At 36.4% G+C, this 15,402-nt stretch carries 18 protein-coding genes and 2 riboswitches; of the genes, 2 read left to right on the top strand and 16 right to left on the bottom strand.

Annotated elements, in window-relative coordinates:
• Positions 1–35: 35 nt before the first annotated feature.
• The 6 genes from cysC to CO726_RS07130 all read right to left on the bottom strand — a co-directional run bounded on the left by cysC (position 36) and on the right by CO726_RS07130 (position 5,368).
• Entirely contained in the window at positions 36–647 is a 612-nt protein-coding gene (gene cysC, locus CO726_RS07155) for an adenylyl-sulfate kinase (RefSeq protein ID WP_099683803.1), read from the bottom strand.
• 12 nt (positions 648–659) lie between these two features.
• Positions 660–1,796 carry a sulfate adenylyltransferase gene (gene sat / locus CO726_RS07150; RefSeq protein ID WP_099683802.1) on the bottom strand — a complete coding sequence of 379 codons (1,137 nt, stop codon included), beginning with the start codon at positions 1,794–1,796 and terminating at the stop codon, positions 660–662.
• 38 nt (positions 1,797–1,834) lie between these two features.
• The gene (cysH, locus tag CO726_RS07145) at positions 1,835–2,539 is read right to left on the bottom strand and encodes a phosphoadenylyl-sulfate reductase (RefSeq protein WP_099683801.1); all 705 of its coding nucleotides are present in this window, start codon (positions 2,537–2,539) and stop codon (positions 1,835–1,837) included.
• Between the two features lie 86 nt (positions 2,540–2,625).
• The gene (locus CO726_RS07140; protein ID WP_099683800.1) at positions 2,626–2,769 is read right to left on the bottom strand and encodes a YezD family protein; all 144 of its coding nucleotides are present in this window, start codon (positions 2,767–2,769) and stop codon (positions 2,626–2,628) included.
• 72 nt (positions 2,770–2,841) lie between these two features.
• A riboswitch (SAM riboswitch) is annotated at positions 2,842–2,950 on the bottom strand.
• A gap of 255 nt (positions 2,951–3,205) precedes the next feature.
• Complete coding sequence (gene lysA / locus CO726_RS07135; protein WP_099683799.1) at positions 3,206–4,522, bottom strand: diaminopimelate decarboxylase; 1,317 nt, start codon at positions 4,520–4,522, stop codon at positions 3,206–3,208.
• Between the two features lie 180 nt (positions 4,523–4,702).
• Positions 4,703–4,884, bottom strand: a riboswitch (Lysine riboswitch).
• 94 nt (positions 4,885–4,978) lie between these two features.
• The gene (locus tag CO726_RS07130; RefSeq protein WP_169513022.1) at positions 4,979–5,368 is read right to left on the bottom strand and encodes a DUF3888 domain-containing protein; all 390 of its coding nucleotides are present in this window, start codon (positions 5,366–5,368) and stop codon (positions 4,979–4,981) included.
• A 255-nt stretch (positions 5,369–5,623) separates the two neighbouring features.
• Here CO726_RS07130 and CO726_RS07125 point away from each other — a divergent pair, with 255 nt between their 5' ends.
• Both CO726_RS07125 and pssA read left to right on the top strand, forming a co-directional pair.
• Positions 5,624–7,510 (top strand): LTA synthase family protein, encoded by a 1,887-nt coding sequence (locus CO726_RS07125; RefSeq protein ID WP_099683798.1) that lies wholly within the window; start codon positions 5,624–5,626, stop codon positions 7,508–7,510.
• 182 nt (positions 7,511–7,692) lie between these two features.
• A complete protein-coding gene (gene pssA / locus CO726_RS07120) occupies positions 7,693–8,394 on the top strand; it encodes a CDP-diacylglycerol--serine O-phosphatidyltransferase (protein ID WP_000285422.1) in 702 nt (233 codons plus the stop codon).
• 31 nt (positions 8,395–8,425) lie between these two features.
• Here the strand turns inward: pssA and CO726_RS07115 are convergent, their stop codons facing one another.
• The 10 genes from CO726_RS07115 to hisD all read right to left on the bottom strand — a co-directional run bounded on the left by CO726_RS07115 (position 8,426) and on the right by hisD (position 15,391).
• Positions 8,426–9,397, bottom strand: a complete 972-nt coding sequence (locus CO726_RS07115) for a 2-hydroxyacid dehydrogenase family protein (RefSeq protein ID WP_099683797.1) — start codon at positions 9,395–9,397, stop codon at positions 8,426–8,428.
• Between the two features lie 144 nt (positions 9,398–9,541).
• The gene (locus CO726_RS07110) at positions 9,542–9,709 is read right to left on the bottom strand and encodes a YozQ family protein (RefSeq protein WP_033694465.1); all 168 of its coding nucleotides are present in this window, start codon (positions 9,707–9,709) and stop codon (positions 9,542–9,544) included.
• A gap of 67 nt (positions 9,710–9,776) precedes the next feature.
• Positions 9,777–10,796, bottom strand: a complete 1,020-nt coding sequence (locus CO726_RS07105; protein ID WP_099683796.1) for a histidinol phosphate phosphatase domain-containing protein — start codon at positions 10,794–10,796, stop codon at positions 9,777–9,779.
• Positions 10,797–10,807: 11 nt separating this feature from the next.
• Complete coding sequence (gene hisI, locus CO726_RS07100; protein ID WP_099683795.1) at positions 10,808–11,131, bottom strand: phosphoribosyl-ATP pyrophosphatase; 324 nt, start codon at positions 11,129–11,131, stop codon at positions 10,808–10,810.
• 10 nt (positions 11,132–11,141) lie between these two features.
• Entirely contained in the window at positions 11,142–11,447 is a 306-nt protein-coding gene (hisI, locus tag CO726_RS07095) for a phosphoribosyl-AMP cyclohydrolase (RefSeq protein WP_098758865.1), read from the bottom strand.
• Positions 11,444–12,202 (bottom strand): imidazoleglycerol phosphate synthase cyclase subunit, encoded by a 759-nt coding sequence (hisF, locus tag CO726_RS07090; protein ID WP_099683794.1) that lies wholly within the window; start codon positions 12,200–12,202, stop codon positions 11,444–11,446. Before hisF ends, hisI (CO726_RS07095) begins: the two co-directional genes overlap by 4 nt.
• A complete protein-coding gene (hisA, locus tag CO726_RS07085) occupies positions 12,196–12,915 on the bottom strand; it encodes a 1-(5-phosphoribosyl)-5-[(5-phosphoribosylamino)methylideneamino]imidazole-4-carboxamide isomerase (RefSeq protein ID WP_098758863.1) in 720 nt (239 codons plus the stop codon). Before hisA ends, hisF begins: the two co-directional genes overlap by 7 nt.
• Complete coding sequence (gene hisH / locus CO726_RS07080; RefSeq protein WP_098758862.1) at positions 12,888–13,517, bottom strand: imidazole glycerol phosphate synthase subunit HisH; 630 nt, start codon at positions 13,515–13,517, stop codon at positions 12,888–12,890. The genes hisA and hisH overlap by 28 nt, the downstream gene beginning before the upstream one ends.
• Positions 13,518–14,102, bottom strand: coding sequence for an imidazoleglycerol-phosphate dehydratase HisB (gene hisB / locus CO726_RS07075; protein WP_098758861.1), 585 nt, complete (start codon positions 14,100–14,102; stop codon positions 13,518–13,520).
• The gene (gene hisD, locus CO726_RS07070; RefSeq protein WP_098758860.1) at positions 14,102–15,391 is read right to left on the bottom strand and encodes a histidinol dehydrogenase; all 1,290 of its coding nucleotides are present in this window, start codon (positions 15,389–15,391) and stop codon (positions 14,102–14,104) included. Before hisD ends, hisB begins: the two co-directional genes overlap by 1 nt.
• Positions 15,392–15,402 lie beyond the last annotated feature (11 nt).

Below are 15,402 nucleotides of genomic sequence, written 5' to 3'. Positions count from 1 at the left end.
TAACTTCTTTGCCCTAGAATTTTGAGGTGGGAGTTTTACTTCCCGGCAAATAGCGGGATAAAACTACGCTCTTGTAAGTACTTCACGATTTGTTCTGCACATTCTTCAATAGAATACTTGTGCGTTTCTACAATTAATTCCGCTTTCTCTGGTTCCTCATACGGTGAATCGATACCTGTAAACTCTTTAATATCACCTTTTCTTGCTTTTTTATATAGCCCTTTTGGATCACGTTTCTCACACTCTTCAATTGGACATTTTACAAACACTTCTATAAACTCATCTGCAGCTAGTAAATCTCTAACTTGTTTTCGGTCTACTCGAAACGGTGAAATAAACGCTGTAAGAACAACAGTACCTTGATCTACAAATAGCTTCGCCACTTCGCCAATCCGTCTTATATTTTCCATACGATCACTTTCAGAAAAACCTAAGTCTTTATTTAAACCGTGGCGTATATTATCTCCATCAAGTACATAGTTTCCAATATTCTTTTCAAATAGTTTACGAGCAACCGCGTTCGCTACTGTAGATTTACCCGAAGCTGATAAACCAGTAAACCAAATTACAAAACTATGATGCCCATTCTTCACTCTTCTCTCATCTTTTGAAACAGAAGCTGTATGCCAAGTAATATTCGTATCCATCTCATTCTCTCCCTATTCTGTTACTACTTCTTTTTTCAAACCTTTAATTAGTACTTCCACTACTTCTTTACGACTAAATGTACTTGGCGGAACCTCACCGTTTCTTAATAGTTCTCTTACTTTCGTACCTGATAAAATAACATGATCCTCTTTCCTGTGCGGGCATGTTTTCGTCGAAGCCATCGCTTCACATTTCGTGCAGTAAAAACTATGTTCAAAAAATAACGGTGTAATCCCTAACTCTTCCACTGTAAAGTTTGTAAAAATTTCTTGTGCTTCATAAGTACCGTAATAATCTCCTACCCCTGCATGATCGCGCCCTACAATAAAGTGGGTGCATCCAAAATTCTTTCTGACTAATGCATGGAATATCGCTTCCCTCGGTCCTGCGTAACGCATTGCTGCAGGAAATACACTTAAAAAGACACGATCTTTCGGATAATAGTTTTGAAGTAATACTTCATAGCTTTCCATTCTTACATCAGCAGGAATATCGTCCGACTTCGTTTCCCCAACTAGCGGATTTAAAAAGAGGCCATCTACAATTTCAAGAGCAGATTTTTGAATATATTCATGGGCACGATGTACCGGATTTCTCGTTTGGAATCCGACTACTGTTTTCCAACCACGTTTTTTAAATTCTTCTCTCGTTTCAATTGGATCTAAATGATAAGAAGGAAACGGATTATTTTCAAAACGTTTTGTAAGAATAATAGCTCCTCCGACGTAAACGTTCGGTCTTTCGTATAATTTTTTCACTCCAGGATGAGCCTCATCCGTCGTTTTATACACTAGTAACGCTTCTTTTTCCTTATCAGGCACAAAAATATCTTCTATTTGAATGACACCATATACATTTCCACCGTTAACAAGTTTTACTTCCTCTCCAGCTTTTAGAGTCTCTGCTCCTTCTTCTGTTACTGGTAATGTAATTGGTATACTCCAAACGCTCCCATTAGCTAAACGAAGCGTTTCTACAACCGAATCATAATCTTTCTTTCCTAAAAAACCAGTAAGCGGGCTATATCCCCCTGTCGCTAATAGTTCTAAATCACTTAACGCAATGTTGTCTAGCCCAATTTCTTTTTCAATTTGTGATACGTCGTATGTCTCGTCTATTCGATTTATTAATTCGTTTACTGTACTCATTTTCTATACCCTCCCTTAGCTTTATTTTCAAATTCATCTTATTGGTAATGAAGACCACATTCAGTTTTCACTTTCCCAGCCCATCTACCGTCTCTCGAATCGCCACCCTCTCCTACAGGCAGCGTACACTTCTCACACCCAATACTTGGATATCCAATGTCATGTAATGGGTTATACGGCAAGCTATGTTTGTATACATATCGCCATACCTCTTTCCATGTCCAATGAATGAGCGGACAAACTTTAATAAATTGAAAGCGATGATCTTGATTTATAAACTTTGTATGCTTACGGGTTTCTGATTGTTCCCTTCTCAACCCTGATATCCACGCTTTTTCATTCGCTAGTGATTCTTCTAAAGGTAAAATTTTTCTAATCTTACAACAGAGATTGGGATTACTTTCCCATAGCCTGTCACCATGCAACTTCGCTTGTTCATCAAGTGTAAGTTCTGGCTGTTTTTCTATAATATTCAATGAAGGAAATCGTTCCCGCACTTTTTGAATTAATTCATACGTTTCTTGAAAATGTACGTTTGTATCCAAAAATACAACTTTAGCAGATGGATTTACTTGGTTTATTAGATGCAGTAATACCATCCCTTCCACTCCGAAGCTACATGCGTATACAATTTCACTTTTATATTCTTTATATGCCCAACTTAATACAGATAGCGCACCTTTCGTTTCATCTTCTTCTGAAAATGAAATGTTATTTTCTTCCCACGTTTCATATGTCAACATGTTTTTTCCCCCTGTAAAAGCAAAAAGACGGTTTTAACCTAATAAATTAGGTTAAAACCGCCTCTAGTTTTTCTAGTCAGCGCTTTTTACTTTAAACGTACCTTTTCACTTTTCTCTAATTGAATAACTTCCCCATCTTGCACAACAATTGTAATTGAACCATATTTCATATCAGCAAGCATCGCTTGAATTCTCTCAGATACTTCCTCAAAATGTTCCCGTACACTCACGCGAACAGCCCCCCTTTTTATTCATAAAAAAAATCTTTCCCATTTCGAAAAGACTGTTCGGTAATATATTTTACCTTATCTTTCAAAATGGATTCCATTTTGCTGGATTTAGCACCTTGCTTTCTATAAGCAGGTTGCCGAGCTTCGCCGGGCCAGTTCCCTCCGCTTCTCTTGATAAGCTTTGTATTTGTATTTTATCACAATTCTGATTTTTTTCAATCCTAGTTTTCCGATATATTTTAATCATTTTATTTTATAAAAAAGGAATTGTCCATCCGAACAACTCCTTTTTCCTCATTTAACGAATTTACCGAAAGAATTCTCCTTCCAGAGGCGCGTGAAGGGCGATAGCCCAGCGGGAGATGGGAGATGAAAGGTTACTTTCGTCGTGGAACTGAGAAGCTCCCACTTCAAGCTTTACTAAGTGGGGAGTAGTTCACACAAGTTCTTTAATACGTATGCGATCGTTCCCAATAATATTTTCATATGTTTCGCGCTCTACAACAATTTGTGATGTGCCACCTTTCGCGAAGACGACAGCTGGTCTACGAATCCGATTATAATTATTCGCCATCGAGTACCCATATGCCCCTGTACAAGAAATTGCTAATAAATCAGCAGAAGCAACTTTCGGTAGCGTAATATCCCAAATTAACATATCTCCACTCTCACAGCACTTCCCAGCAATCGAAACGACTTCCTCGTTCGCATCATTCCCTCGATTTGCTAACATCGCTTCATAACGAGCGTTATATAAAGCTGGTCTTAAATTATCAGTCATCCCACCATCCACTGATACATATTTCCGAATACCAGGAATGTCTTTCACAGATCCGACTGTATAAAGTGTCGTTCCAGCATCACCTACAATACTACGGCCTGGCTCAACCCATATTTCTGGCAATGGATAATTACATACTGTAAATTGTCCTCTCACTGCACTTGTTACAGCTCGCACATATGTCTCAAGAGTTAATGGTGTATCTGACTCTGTGTAGCGTATTCCGAATCCTCCGCCCACATTTAACACTTTTACTACATAGTTCGTTCGCTCTCTCACTTCTTCTAAAAATTGATGAAGAACTTCAATCGCTCGCACAAAGCCGGCCGTTTCAAATATTTGCGATCCAATGTGTGAATGAATTCCTAACATATTATAATTTGATTTTTGTAAAACAAGTTCAATGGCTTGCATCGCTTGACCATTTGAAACGCCAAATCCAAATTTCGAATCATCTTGACCTGTTGTAATATATTCATGTGTGTGCGCCTCTACTCCAGGCGTTACACGGATTAATATGTTCACAAATTTCCCGTGTTGCACTGCTAAATCATGCAAAATTTCTAATTCCAAGAAATTATCTACGACAAAACAACCAATATTCGCCTGAAGAGCCATCACGATCTCTTCTTCTGTTTTATTATTGCCGTGAAAATGAATACGCGATGCTGGAAATCCTGCTTGAAGCGCAGTATATAATTCCCCTCCAGAAACAACATCTAATGACATATTCTCTTCACGAGCTACTCGGCACATCTCCATGCACAAGAACGCCTTGCTTGCATATGCTACTTGATAAGAGAAACCACTTTCTTTAAAAGCACGATGAAACGCGCGGCACTTTCCTCGAATTGACTCTTCATCGTATACATAAAGTGGTGTTCCGTATTGTTTTGCTAGCTGCGTCGTATCGCACCCTCCAATTTCTAAGTGTCCTTGCCCATTGATTCGGCTTGTGCCGTGTAAATACATTTGAATTCCTCCCTTATTTCCTCTAAAACTCATAACCCCAAACTTCTATTCATTGCAGCACGCTTTTAGATAGACAAAAAACGCGCGGAACAATGTTCACACGCGTTTCTTATTAGGAAAAATATATATTGAAAAAATAAACGAGTTGTTATCTCCTCAAAATAAGAAACCGCATCAACATCTCCAAATAGCTCTCCATAAAATAAATCTTATGACAGTACTACATTTATTCAATGCAGTCCCAATATATGAATAAGATGGTTATTCTTATATTTCGGCAATAGTCCCTTTCAACCTATGATCACAGATTCCATTAAATCTCCCATAGCTTACTCTTTCCTATCGCGGCCTCTACCTTTGAGAGTAGATGAGGTAAGTCTATTTAATTTTCAAACATCTAATTGTTGCTATTAACAATACCAAAGGACCTTTTTATTTGTCAAACAATTTTTTATATTATTTTTTACAGTTTAATTTCGTATAATTTGGTAAACGCTTCACTGTTACCTTTGTTACTTCCCATTCGCCTTCTTCGTTATTAAATGTTATTGTGACTTTTTCAAATGGCGGAGTAATTTTCCCACCAACTCTTTCATACTTCGTCACTTCAATACTTGCTTGAAATAAATATGTACCACTATACACTTTTTTTAAACTAATAATTTTAGGGCATTGATAAGGCTTCAAGCTCCCATATTGTTTTTCAATTGCTTTATTTATTTTCGGAAATAAAACAGAATAAAGGGCATCTTCCATAAGAGATGCATCATATTGGGCTACCGACACACTCGGTGAAGCAAAAAGTATAACACTACTGCATACTATAAAATATAATAATTTTCGCATTATAACCTCCGTATTGTTACACGATTCTTTCTGCGCACGATAATAATCATACATAGAAACTCCGTTTTATTGTCTCCTACTACCCTTTTTCTACTCAATTATTATAAAAAAGTCCACAACTCTCTTTTATTTTCGTATAATGATACTCATAGTATAATAAACATAATAACAAAGGACTGTTCGTATATATTAAAATGAGGCGCTAATCAAATCGGCTCACAAGAACTGTCATGCTTTTTAGGAGAGGAGTATATTATGCTACAACGTCTGTTTCCAAAACTGCGATTTGCACTTGTTGCAGTCGTTTTATTATGGATAAAAACATATATTGTGTACAAGCTAGCATTTGATATTAAAATTGATAATTTCTTTGAAAAATTTATGCTTTTTATTAATCCACTAGCTGCGTTACTTTTATTTTTCGGTTTTGCTTTATTTGCATCTAAACACCGAAACCGCATTATAGTTGGAATTAGTTTTATACTATCATTTATTTTATTTGGAAATGCAATGTTTTATGGGTTTTATAACGATTTCGTTACGTTCCCAGTGTTATTTCAAACAAATAATATGGCTGATTTAGGGACAAGTATAAAAGAACTCTTTACGTATAAAACATTACTTTTATTTGCAGATGCGATTATTTTAATGTTTCTTTCACGTAAATTCCCGGCATTTTGTGATAAGACGCCGCTTTCTCGATCTGAGAAGCGAACTTTCTTTAGCGGTGTAACAGCTCTATTAGCACTACAAATTGTTGTTTCCGTTATTTATAAACCACAAATGTTCTCACGCTCATTTGACCGTCAAACTGTCGTGAAAAATTTAGGTTTATACACATATCATTTATTCGATATTACACTTCAATCAAAATCTTCAGCTGAACGTGTATTTGCAAGTGGGGACGGGTTCTCTGAAATTAAAAACTATACAGACTCAAAAGATAAGCAAGTTGATAAGAACTTATTTGGAGCTGCAAAAGGTAAAAATGTAATTTTGATTTCAATGGAATCTACACAAAGTCTTGTTATTAATAAAAAAATAAATGGAAAAGAAATTACTCCATTTTTAAATGAATTTATTAAAGATAGTTTTTATTTCGATAACTTCTATCATCAAACAGGACAGGGTAAAACTTCTGATGCTGAATTTATCGTTGAAAATTCACTTTATCCGTTAGACCGCGGTTCTGTATTCTTTACTCACGCAACAAATGAATATACAGCTACACCAGAACAATTAAAGAAATACGGATATTCTTCTGCTGTTTTCCATTCAAACGATAAAACGTTTTGGAATCGTGATGTAATGTATCCTGCACTTGGATATGATCGTTACTTTAATTTACATGATTACGTAGGCACAGAACAAATGTCTGTCGGTTGGGGGTTAAAAGATAAAGAATTCTTTGAACAATCTATTCCAAAGCTAAAATCTTTACCACAGCCGTTCTATACAAAATTCATTACTTTAACAAACCATTTTCCATTTCTTCTAAATCCAGAAGATCAATATGTTGATGAGCTTAATTCAGAAAGTGGTGTTGTAAACCGTTACTTCCCAACTGTTCGTTACACGGATGAAGCTCTTAAACTATTTATTAAACAATTAAAAGATGAAGGACTGTATGATAATTCAGTTATTGTCATTTATGGAGATCATTACGGTATTTCTGAAAACCATAACGCTGCTATGGCTCAGTTCCTTGGGAAAGACGCTATTACGCCGTTTGATTCTATGCAATTACAACGCGTCCCTCTCATTATTCATGTACCTGGTCAAGAAGGAAAAGTCATTTCTAAAGTGTCTGGTCAAATTGATATTAAACCAACACTACTTCATTTACTTGGTATTAAAACAAATCAATCAGTTGAATTTGGAACTGACCTATTTATTAAAGAAGAAGACCCTCTTATGGTAATGCGTGATGGTAGCTTCGTTTCGGAAGATTATGTGTATACCAAAAACATGTGCTATAAACGAAATACAGGTGAAGAAGCAGACATCTCATTATGTCAACCGAATATTGAAAAAGCAAAAACTGAATTGAAACTTTCCGACAAACTCATTTATGGAGATTTATTACGTTTCGATCCTAACAATCGGTATAAAACCGGAACTATGACAACGAAATTTGAATAGTACAAGAAGCAACTTTATAAAAGTTGCTTCTTTTTCCACTTATTTTTTCAAATCATTCTTCCATGAAATCTTTCACAAATTGGGAATTTTTTTCGTATGAGGAAGAAATTTATGGTATGATAAAATAAGTAAACTTTCATACACTAATTAAGAATTTATTACAGAAAGCAAGGGATCAGATTTTGTATAGAGCAGCTATTCCAAACTTATTTACGCTCGGAAATTTATATAGTGGATTCTTGTCAATCGGCTATGCATCTTTAGGATATTATAAATCAGCTGCTATTTTAGTACTTATCGGGATGATGTTAGATAGTCTTGATGGGCGTGTTGCTCGTTTATTACGTGTTGATTCACAAATGGGAAAAGAGCTTGACTCGCTTGCGGATGTCGTAACATTTGGTGCAGCACCTGCTGTTCTCATGTATTACACATCTTTCTCTAATTATGGAATCATCGGACTATACATAGCGGGACTATTCCCTCTTTTCGGAGCATATCGTTTAGCACGATTTAATGTAACACCATCTTCTACTTCAATGAAATATTTCACTGGGGTACCGATTACAGCAGCGGGAGGGCTTGTTGCTTTCTTAACATTATTTTCACATACCATTCCAAAAATCGTTCTTATTACAGTATTTGTAACGTTCGCATTTCTAATGGTGAGCCGCATTCGTATCCCAAGTTTAAAAGATGTACCAATTCCACGATATAGCATTATTATTACACTATTTTTAGTCGGAATCATTATCACAATGTACCAAACAGGGTTCGGTAATTTTTCTGTTTTCTTATTCATTGCTATTCCACTATATATTTTGTATATGCTATCTCAATTCCTTAGACAAAGACCATCTAAAAGAGCAAATAAAGAAAAATAAGAAAAACCTTCCGATTCCGGAAGGTTTCTTTTTATTTTGTAACGAATGCTTTTTGATTTACAGGTGTTACAGGCTCTTCACCGTTTAATACGGCTAAAATATTTCTTACTGCCATTTCAGCCATCGCATCACGAGTTTCGAATGTTGCATTTCCTACGTGAGGAGCAAGTACTACATTCTTTAATTCTTTTAGCTCTTCTGTAATTTTCGGTTCAAATTCAAACACGTCAAGAGCTGCCCCTTCAATTTCATTCGTTTTTAATGCTTGAGCAAGTGCCGCTTCATGCATAATTGGTCCACGTGAAGCATTTACAATATACGCTGTTTTCTTCATCATTTTAAACTGTTCTTCATCAATCATATGATGCAATTTCGGATTATAAGCACAGTTAATTGTAATAAAGTCTGCTGTTTGTAATAATTCTTCCAATGTTACATATGTTGCGTCCAATTCACTTTCAGCTTCAGGTTTTCGATTTGGTCCTGTATATAAAACGTTCATTCCAAACGCTTTCGCACGCTTTGCAACTGCCTTTCCGATTTCTCCAAGGCCAATAATTCCAATTGTTTTACCATGTACTTCGCGGCCTAAGAAAAATAACGGTGCCCATCCATTAAATCCAGTTGTACGACATAACGTATCACCTTCAGGAATTCTACGTGCAGCTGCTAAAAGAAGGGCAAATGTTAATTCTGCTGTCGCTTCCGTTGATACTTTCGGTGTATTCGTTACCGCAATCCCTTTTTCTCCGGCATACGAGTAATCAATATTATCGTAACCAGCACCGTAGTTTGCAATAATCTTTAAATTAGGTGCTGCATCAATCACTTCTTTTGTTACTTTTGTAGAAAGTAGGCTTAACAATGCATCTTTATCTTTCACACGCTCTGTTAATTCATCTAAAGAAATTAACGCCTCTTTATCGTACATTTCTACATCATGATCCTTTAATAGTTCTAAACCGATTGCTGGAATTTTCCCTGCTACTAATATTTTTGCCACTACTAACACCTCTTCTATAGAAAATAAGATATCTCTTATGTTTCATTGTAAGAAATCCATCTATAAAAACCAAGGAATTTAATTATAGTTTTGAAAATCGACACTTTTCCATGAAAAAAGAGGAGATGCAAGTCTCCCCTCTTTTTACGCTTTTTCTTGCGATTCTTTTCCAAGCTTCACATCAATTGTTCCTTCTGCAACTGTATCACTAATTTGCTCCTCAATCACTGATTGAGATGTAGCATTCGTATCAGAAGTATACGCTTGTTGCTGTGCACCTTGTACATTTTGTTTATTTTGTTGTTTCGCCATTTCTTACCCTCCTTTTTATTCTTTCTTATTTTGAACAAAAAGGAGGGTTTTCATCAAAAAATCGTGATCATTTTGAAATTGTTATTTCTTCTTCTAGTAATCTCATCGTTCTGACTCGTTTCGTAAATGTAGCTAAGTGTGAAATATCATGATTACGTAACGTCTTTATCTTCTCTTCCACATATTTTCCTAAATCATTTGGATAATGAGCATCTGAAGAGAGTGTAATCGGAACGCCATGCTTAGCTAATACTTGTAAATATAGCGGACTCGGACACATTTCGCGCACAGGATAGCGATAGTACAATCCTGCATTTATTTCCGTTGCCGTATTTGTTTCTACTAATGCACGCGCAATTTCCTTATAATAAGAAAGTTGTTCATTCTCATCTAACCGATAATTAAATACTTTTATGTTGTCAAGATGAGCAATAATATCAAATAACTCAGAACGAACTGCACACTCAACCGTTTTGAAAAACGTATCATATAAAGCATATAAGTCATGTTCCTTAAAATATTCTTTCGTATCTGGATTATCAAATCCCCAGCCATTTAAAAAATGAACAGAACCAATTACATAATCAAAATCTCCTAATGCGAGTAAAGATTGTAATTCTTGTTCACCACCAATAAAATAATCTGCTTCAATTCCAAGTTTAAGCGTAACACCTTTTTTACTCCAGCGTTCTTTCGCCTCTTCAATTGCCTTTGTAAAATCATGTAGTGACGCTACCCTTACTTGATCTAACCATTCCTTCTGTAAACGTCCCAACTTGGAATCACTGATATCGACATATCTTTCATAATATTCTTTTGCTTCATAAAAACGGTATAAATGATCGACAATACCAACTTCTTTTATACCTTTTCGCAGTGCTTCTTCTAAATATAAATCAATCCACTGCTTCCTAAACGGCCCTTCCTTCACACGTTTTTGCAAGCGTTCTTGCGTTTTTATAAGCCATTCCATAGAATGTTTTTCTTCTTTAAGCGGTTCATAATGTTGTAGTGCTTCATTTATTTTAGCAAGCCAACTTATTGAATACGGCCCTTCTTCTAAATGAAGGTGATAATCCACTTTCATTCATATTCCCCCTATAATGTATCTATTTCTCTTCTGTCCCCTACTCTCGAGAGCTTCCCATTTCTTTCTGTCACTTCCTCCATAATATCTTCTAATGGTATATTTTTTTCGACTAATAACACGAAGCAGTGATACAATACATCAACCATTTCTTTCACTAGCTCTTCTTTATCATTATTTTTAGATGCGATAATTACTTCGGAACATTCCTCACCAATTTTCTTTAAAATTTTATCTTCTCCTTTTAAAAACAAGTAATTTGTATATGATTCAGGAAGTGGATTTCTCTTTCGTTCTTCAATTGTTTCAAATAGTAATTTAAAGGCATTTTCCATATGTATCCCCCTATATAATTTTGTAATGAAAACACGTTTTTTCTCCCGTATGGCAAGCAGGTCCCACTTGCTTTACGACAACAACGATTGAATCTTGATCACAATCTAAATAAAGAGATTGCACATGTTGGACATTACCTGATGTTTCGCCTTTATTCCATAACGACCTTCTTGAACGAGAATAAAACCATGTTCTTTTCGTTTCTAGCGTTTTTTTATATGCTTCTTCATTCATATAAGCTAGCATTAAAACTTCTTTTGTACCTTCTTCAATTACAACTGCTGGTAATAGTCCTTTTGAAAAGTTAGGTTTCATAACCGCACCTCGACGTTTGCATTTCTTAATTTTCTCTTTACGTCCTGCATTGTCGCCTCACCGTAATGAAAGATTGATGCCGCTAACGCTGCATCAACTGTTGTTTTTTGAAAAACTTCTATAATGTGATCAGCATGACCACATCCGCCTGACGCGATGACTGGTACGGAAACACTTTTTGAAATTTCTTCTGTTAAACGAAGGTCATATCCGTTTTTCGTTCCATCTGCATCCATACTCGTTAATAAAATTTCGCCTGCGCCTAGCTCTGTAACGCGCTTTGCCCACCTGATTGCATCCATTCCCGTATCAACTCTTCCGCCGTTCACATATACATTCCACTTACCTACTGCTACTTTTCTAGCATCAATTGCTACGACAATACATTGTGAGCCAAAGTGTTCTGCCCCTTCTTCGATTAATTTTGGATTTCGCACTGCTGCTGAGTTAATTGAAACTTTATCTGCTCCGGCTCTTAGTAAATTGTACATATCTTTAACACTTGAAATTCCTCCGCCAACTGTAAGAGGAATAAATACTTTTGAAGCCGTTTTTTCTACAACATCTATAATCGTTTTTCGTCCTTCATGCGTTGCCGTAATATCTAAAAATACAATTTCATCTGCTCCCGCATCATTATATAAAGCTGCTATTTCAACAGGATCACCAACATCTTGTAACCCTATAAAATTTACACCCTTTACGACTCGCCCTTCTTTCACATCTAGACATGGAATAATGCGTTTCGCTAACATAACTTTGTTACCTGTAGCACTTCTTCTAAATCAATCGTTTTCTCGTAAAGTGCCTTACCAATTATGACGCCGTATATATTCATAGCATTTAATTTTTTCACATCTTGAATAGATGCCACTCCTCCAGAAGCAACGAGACGAAGACCTACGCTTTTTTGTAGTAACTCCAATTGCTCTATATTCGGTCCTGTAAGTGTCCCGTCTTTCGAAATGTCTGTAAACACAATCGTTTGAACACCTACATTCTCCATTTGCTTCGCTAAATCAATGTAAGAAATTTCAGACACATCAAGCCAGCCTCTCGTTGCTACGAAACCATTTTTCGCATCAATTCCAACAATGATTTTTTCTTTATATAGACGAACTGCTTCTTCTAAAAACGCCTTATCATAAAGAGCAGCTGTTCCTAAAATCACTTTATCTACACCTATTGACAATAGCTTCTCTATCGCTACAAGTGATCGAATTCCTCCTCCAACTTGCACAGAAATACGTACTGCCTTGCAAATTTTTTCAATGACGGACAAGTTTAACGACTCGCCAGCAATTGCACCATCTAAATCAACAATGTGTAGTGTTTTCGCTCCAAATTTTTCAAATACAATCGCTTGCGCAACCGGATCTTCATTCATTACTGTTTCTTTACTAAACTCTCCTTGATAAAGTCTAACGCATCGCCCTTCTTTTAAATCGATAGCTGGGAAGATTTCCATGTTTCTACCACTCCTTTGAAATTTTTCAACATTTGCATTCCAATGTCACCACTTTTTTCAGGATGAAACTGCGCACCGTATATACTTCCTTTTGCTACAAAACCAGGTACTTTCACTCCATATTCACTTATTCCATACACAATGTCATTTGGACAATCTGCGTAATAAGAGTGGACATAATATACGAAAGAACCGTCCTCTACCCCATTCCAAAGTGCTATTTCTCCCTCTTTCTCTAACTCATTCCATCCCATATGTGGTATTTTATAAGGAACTTTTAACTTTCGAATAACACCTGGCAATAAATTCAACCCTTTACAGTCTTTTAGTTCCTCACTTTTTTCAAATAAAAGCTGCATTCCTAAGCAAATGCCTAGAAGCGGTTTCCCTGAACTCCCGACCTCTTGTAACACACGCACTAAATCTTTCTCTTCCAATATATCCATTGCTTTAGGAAATGCACCTACTCCTGGTAAAATCACTCCATCACTTCTAAAAATCTCTTCTTTATCACTCGTTACGATGTACTCTGCCCCAATATATTTTAATGCTTGCTCTACACTATGAATATTTCCCATTCCATAATCTATAATGGCAATCAATTACAACATCCCTTTCGTTGAATTTACACCAGTAATGTTGGCATTTCTTTCGACTGCTTCTCTAAGCGCTCTACCAAACGCTTTAAATAACGCTTCAATTTTGTGATGTGTATTGCTTCCGTATAAAATGCGAGCATGTAATGTAATATTGGCAGCATGAGCAACTGCTCTAAAAAATTCTTCTGTTAGTTCTGTATCAAAATCCCCAAGCTTCGGATTCGTTAATTCTCCTTGAAATACAATATATGAGCGCCCGCTAATATCAATTGCGACAAAGCCTAAAGATTCATCCATTGGTACATATGCAGAACCATAGCGGTTAATACCCTCTTTATTTTGCAATGCTTCTTTCAAACAATTTCCGAGTACAATTCCAACATCTTCAATTGTATGATGCGCATCAACGAATACATCACCTTCCGCCTCCACTTGCAAACCGAATCTTCCATGCCTTGCAAATAAAGTTAGCATGTGGTCAAAAAATCCAACTCCCGTTTGTACAGAAACGTTCTTGTCTTCATCAAGCTGCAAACTTAATTTTATTTTTGTTTCTGTCGTCTCACGTATTTGACTGGACTCACGCATTATTCTTCCTCCTCAAATCTTATTTGAATTGCTCTCGCATGCGCATGTAGTCCTTCTTTATTGGCAAGTTCTACAATATGATGTCGTACATCTCTTAACGCTTCCTCCGTATAAGACAAAAAGCTTGATTTTTTCACGAAATCATCGACTGATAATGGTGAGAAAAACCTTGCCGTTCCACTTGTCGGTAATACATGATTCGGTCCCGCCAAATAATCACCGAGCGGTTCCGGTGCATATGGTCCAAGAAAGATAGATCCTGCATGTTTCACATAAGCTAGAGCATTCATCGGTTCTTTTATATGTAACTCCAAATGTTCCGGGGCGATTTCATTCGATAATTGGAGTGCCTCATCTAAAGAAGGAACGATAAAAATAGCTCCATTTCTATTTATCGATTCACGGGCAATTTCGCTTCTTGGTAATGTTGCTAACTGTCTTTCTATCTCTTTTTCTACTTTTTTTGCTAACTCTATATTCGTTGTAATACAAATTGCTGTTGCTCTCTCGTCATGTTCTGCTTGTGATAATAAATCAGCAGCAATATATTTTGCATTGCCGGTTTCATCAGCAATAACTACAATTTCTGATGGTCCAGCAATCATATCGATATTTACTATTCCGTATACTTCTCGTTTCGCCAGGGCGACATACAAATTTCCAGGTCCAACTATTTTATCCACTTTCGGAATCGATTCCGTCCCGTATGCTAAAGCAGCAATTGCTTGCGCGCCACCTATCGTATAAATTTCATCTACTCCCGCAAGGCTTGCAGCAACTAAAATATGTGGATCAATTCCTCCTTCTCTTGGCGGTGTTACCATTACAATCTTTTTCACACCAGCGAGTTTTGCTGGCAATACATTCATTAATACTGACGAAGGATACGAAGCAGTTCCGCCTGGCACATATACCCCTACATTTTCTAACGGCCGAATGATTTGTCCTCTAATGATGCCTTTACTCGCGCAATCGAATATGGATTGCCTTTTTTGCTTTTCGTGATACGAAATAATGTTTTTTTTCGCCTCTTGTAACGCTTCTAAAAATGAATTTTCTACAAACGTACTCGCTTGTTTTATTTCTTCTTCACTTACACGAAACTCTTTAATTTCCACACCATCAAACTTGTTTGTATAAAAAGATAGGGCCTCATCCCTACTCTCCCTCACATTTTGAACGATTTCTCTTACACTTCTTTGAACAGTTTCTTCTATTATATTAGCGTTTTCTCGTAGCAATTTTATTTTCGATAATGCCTTTTGAAAATCTTCACAAACTATCTCCATTACAAGCCCCC

The sequence above is a fragment of the Bacillus fungorum genome (assembly GCF_002746455.1).
GTDB classification, from domain to species: Bacteria; Bacillota; Bacilli; order Bacillales; family Bacillaceae_G; genus Bacillus_A; species Bacillus_A fungorum.
Note: the sequence above shows the minus strand (reverse complement) of the source record. Positions and strands in the feature narration are given on the sequence as shown.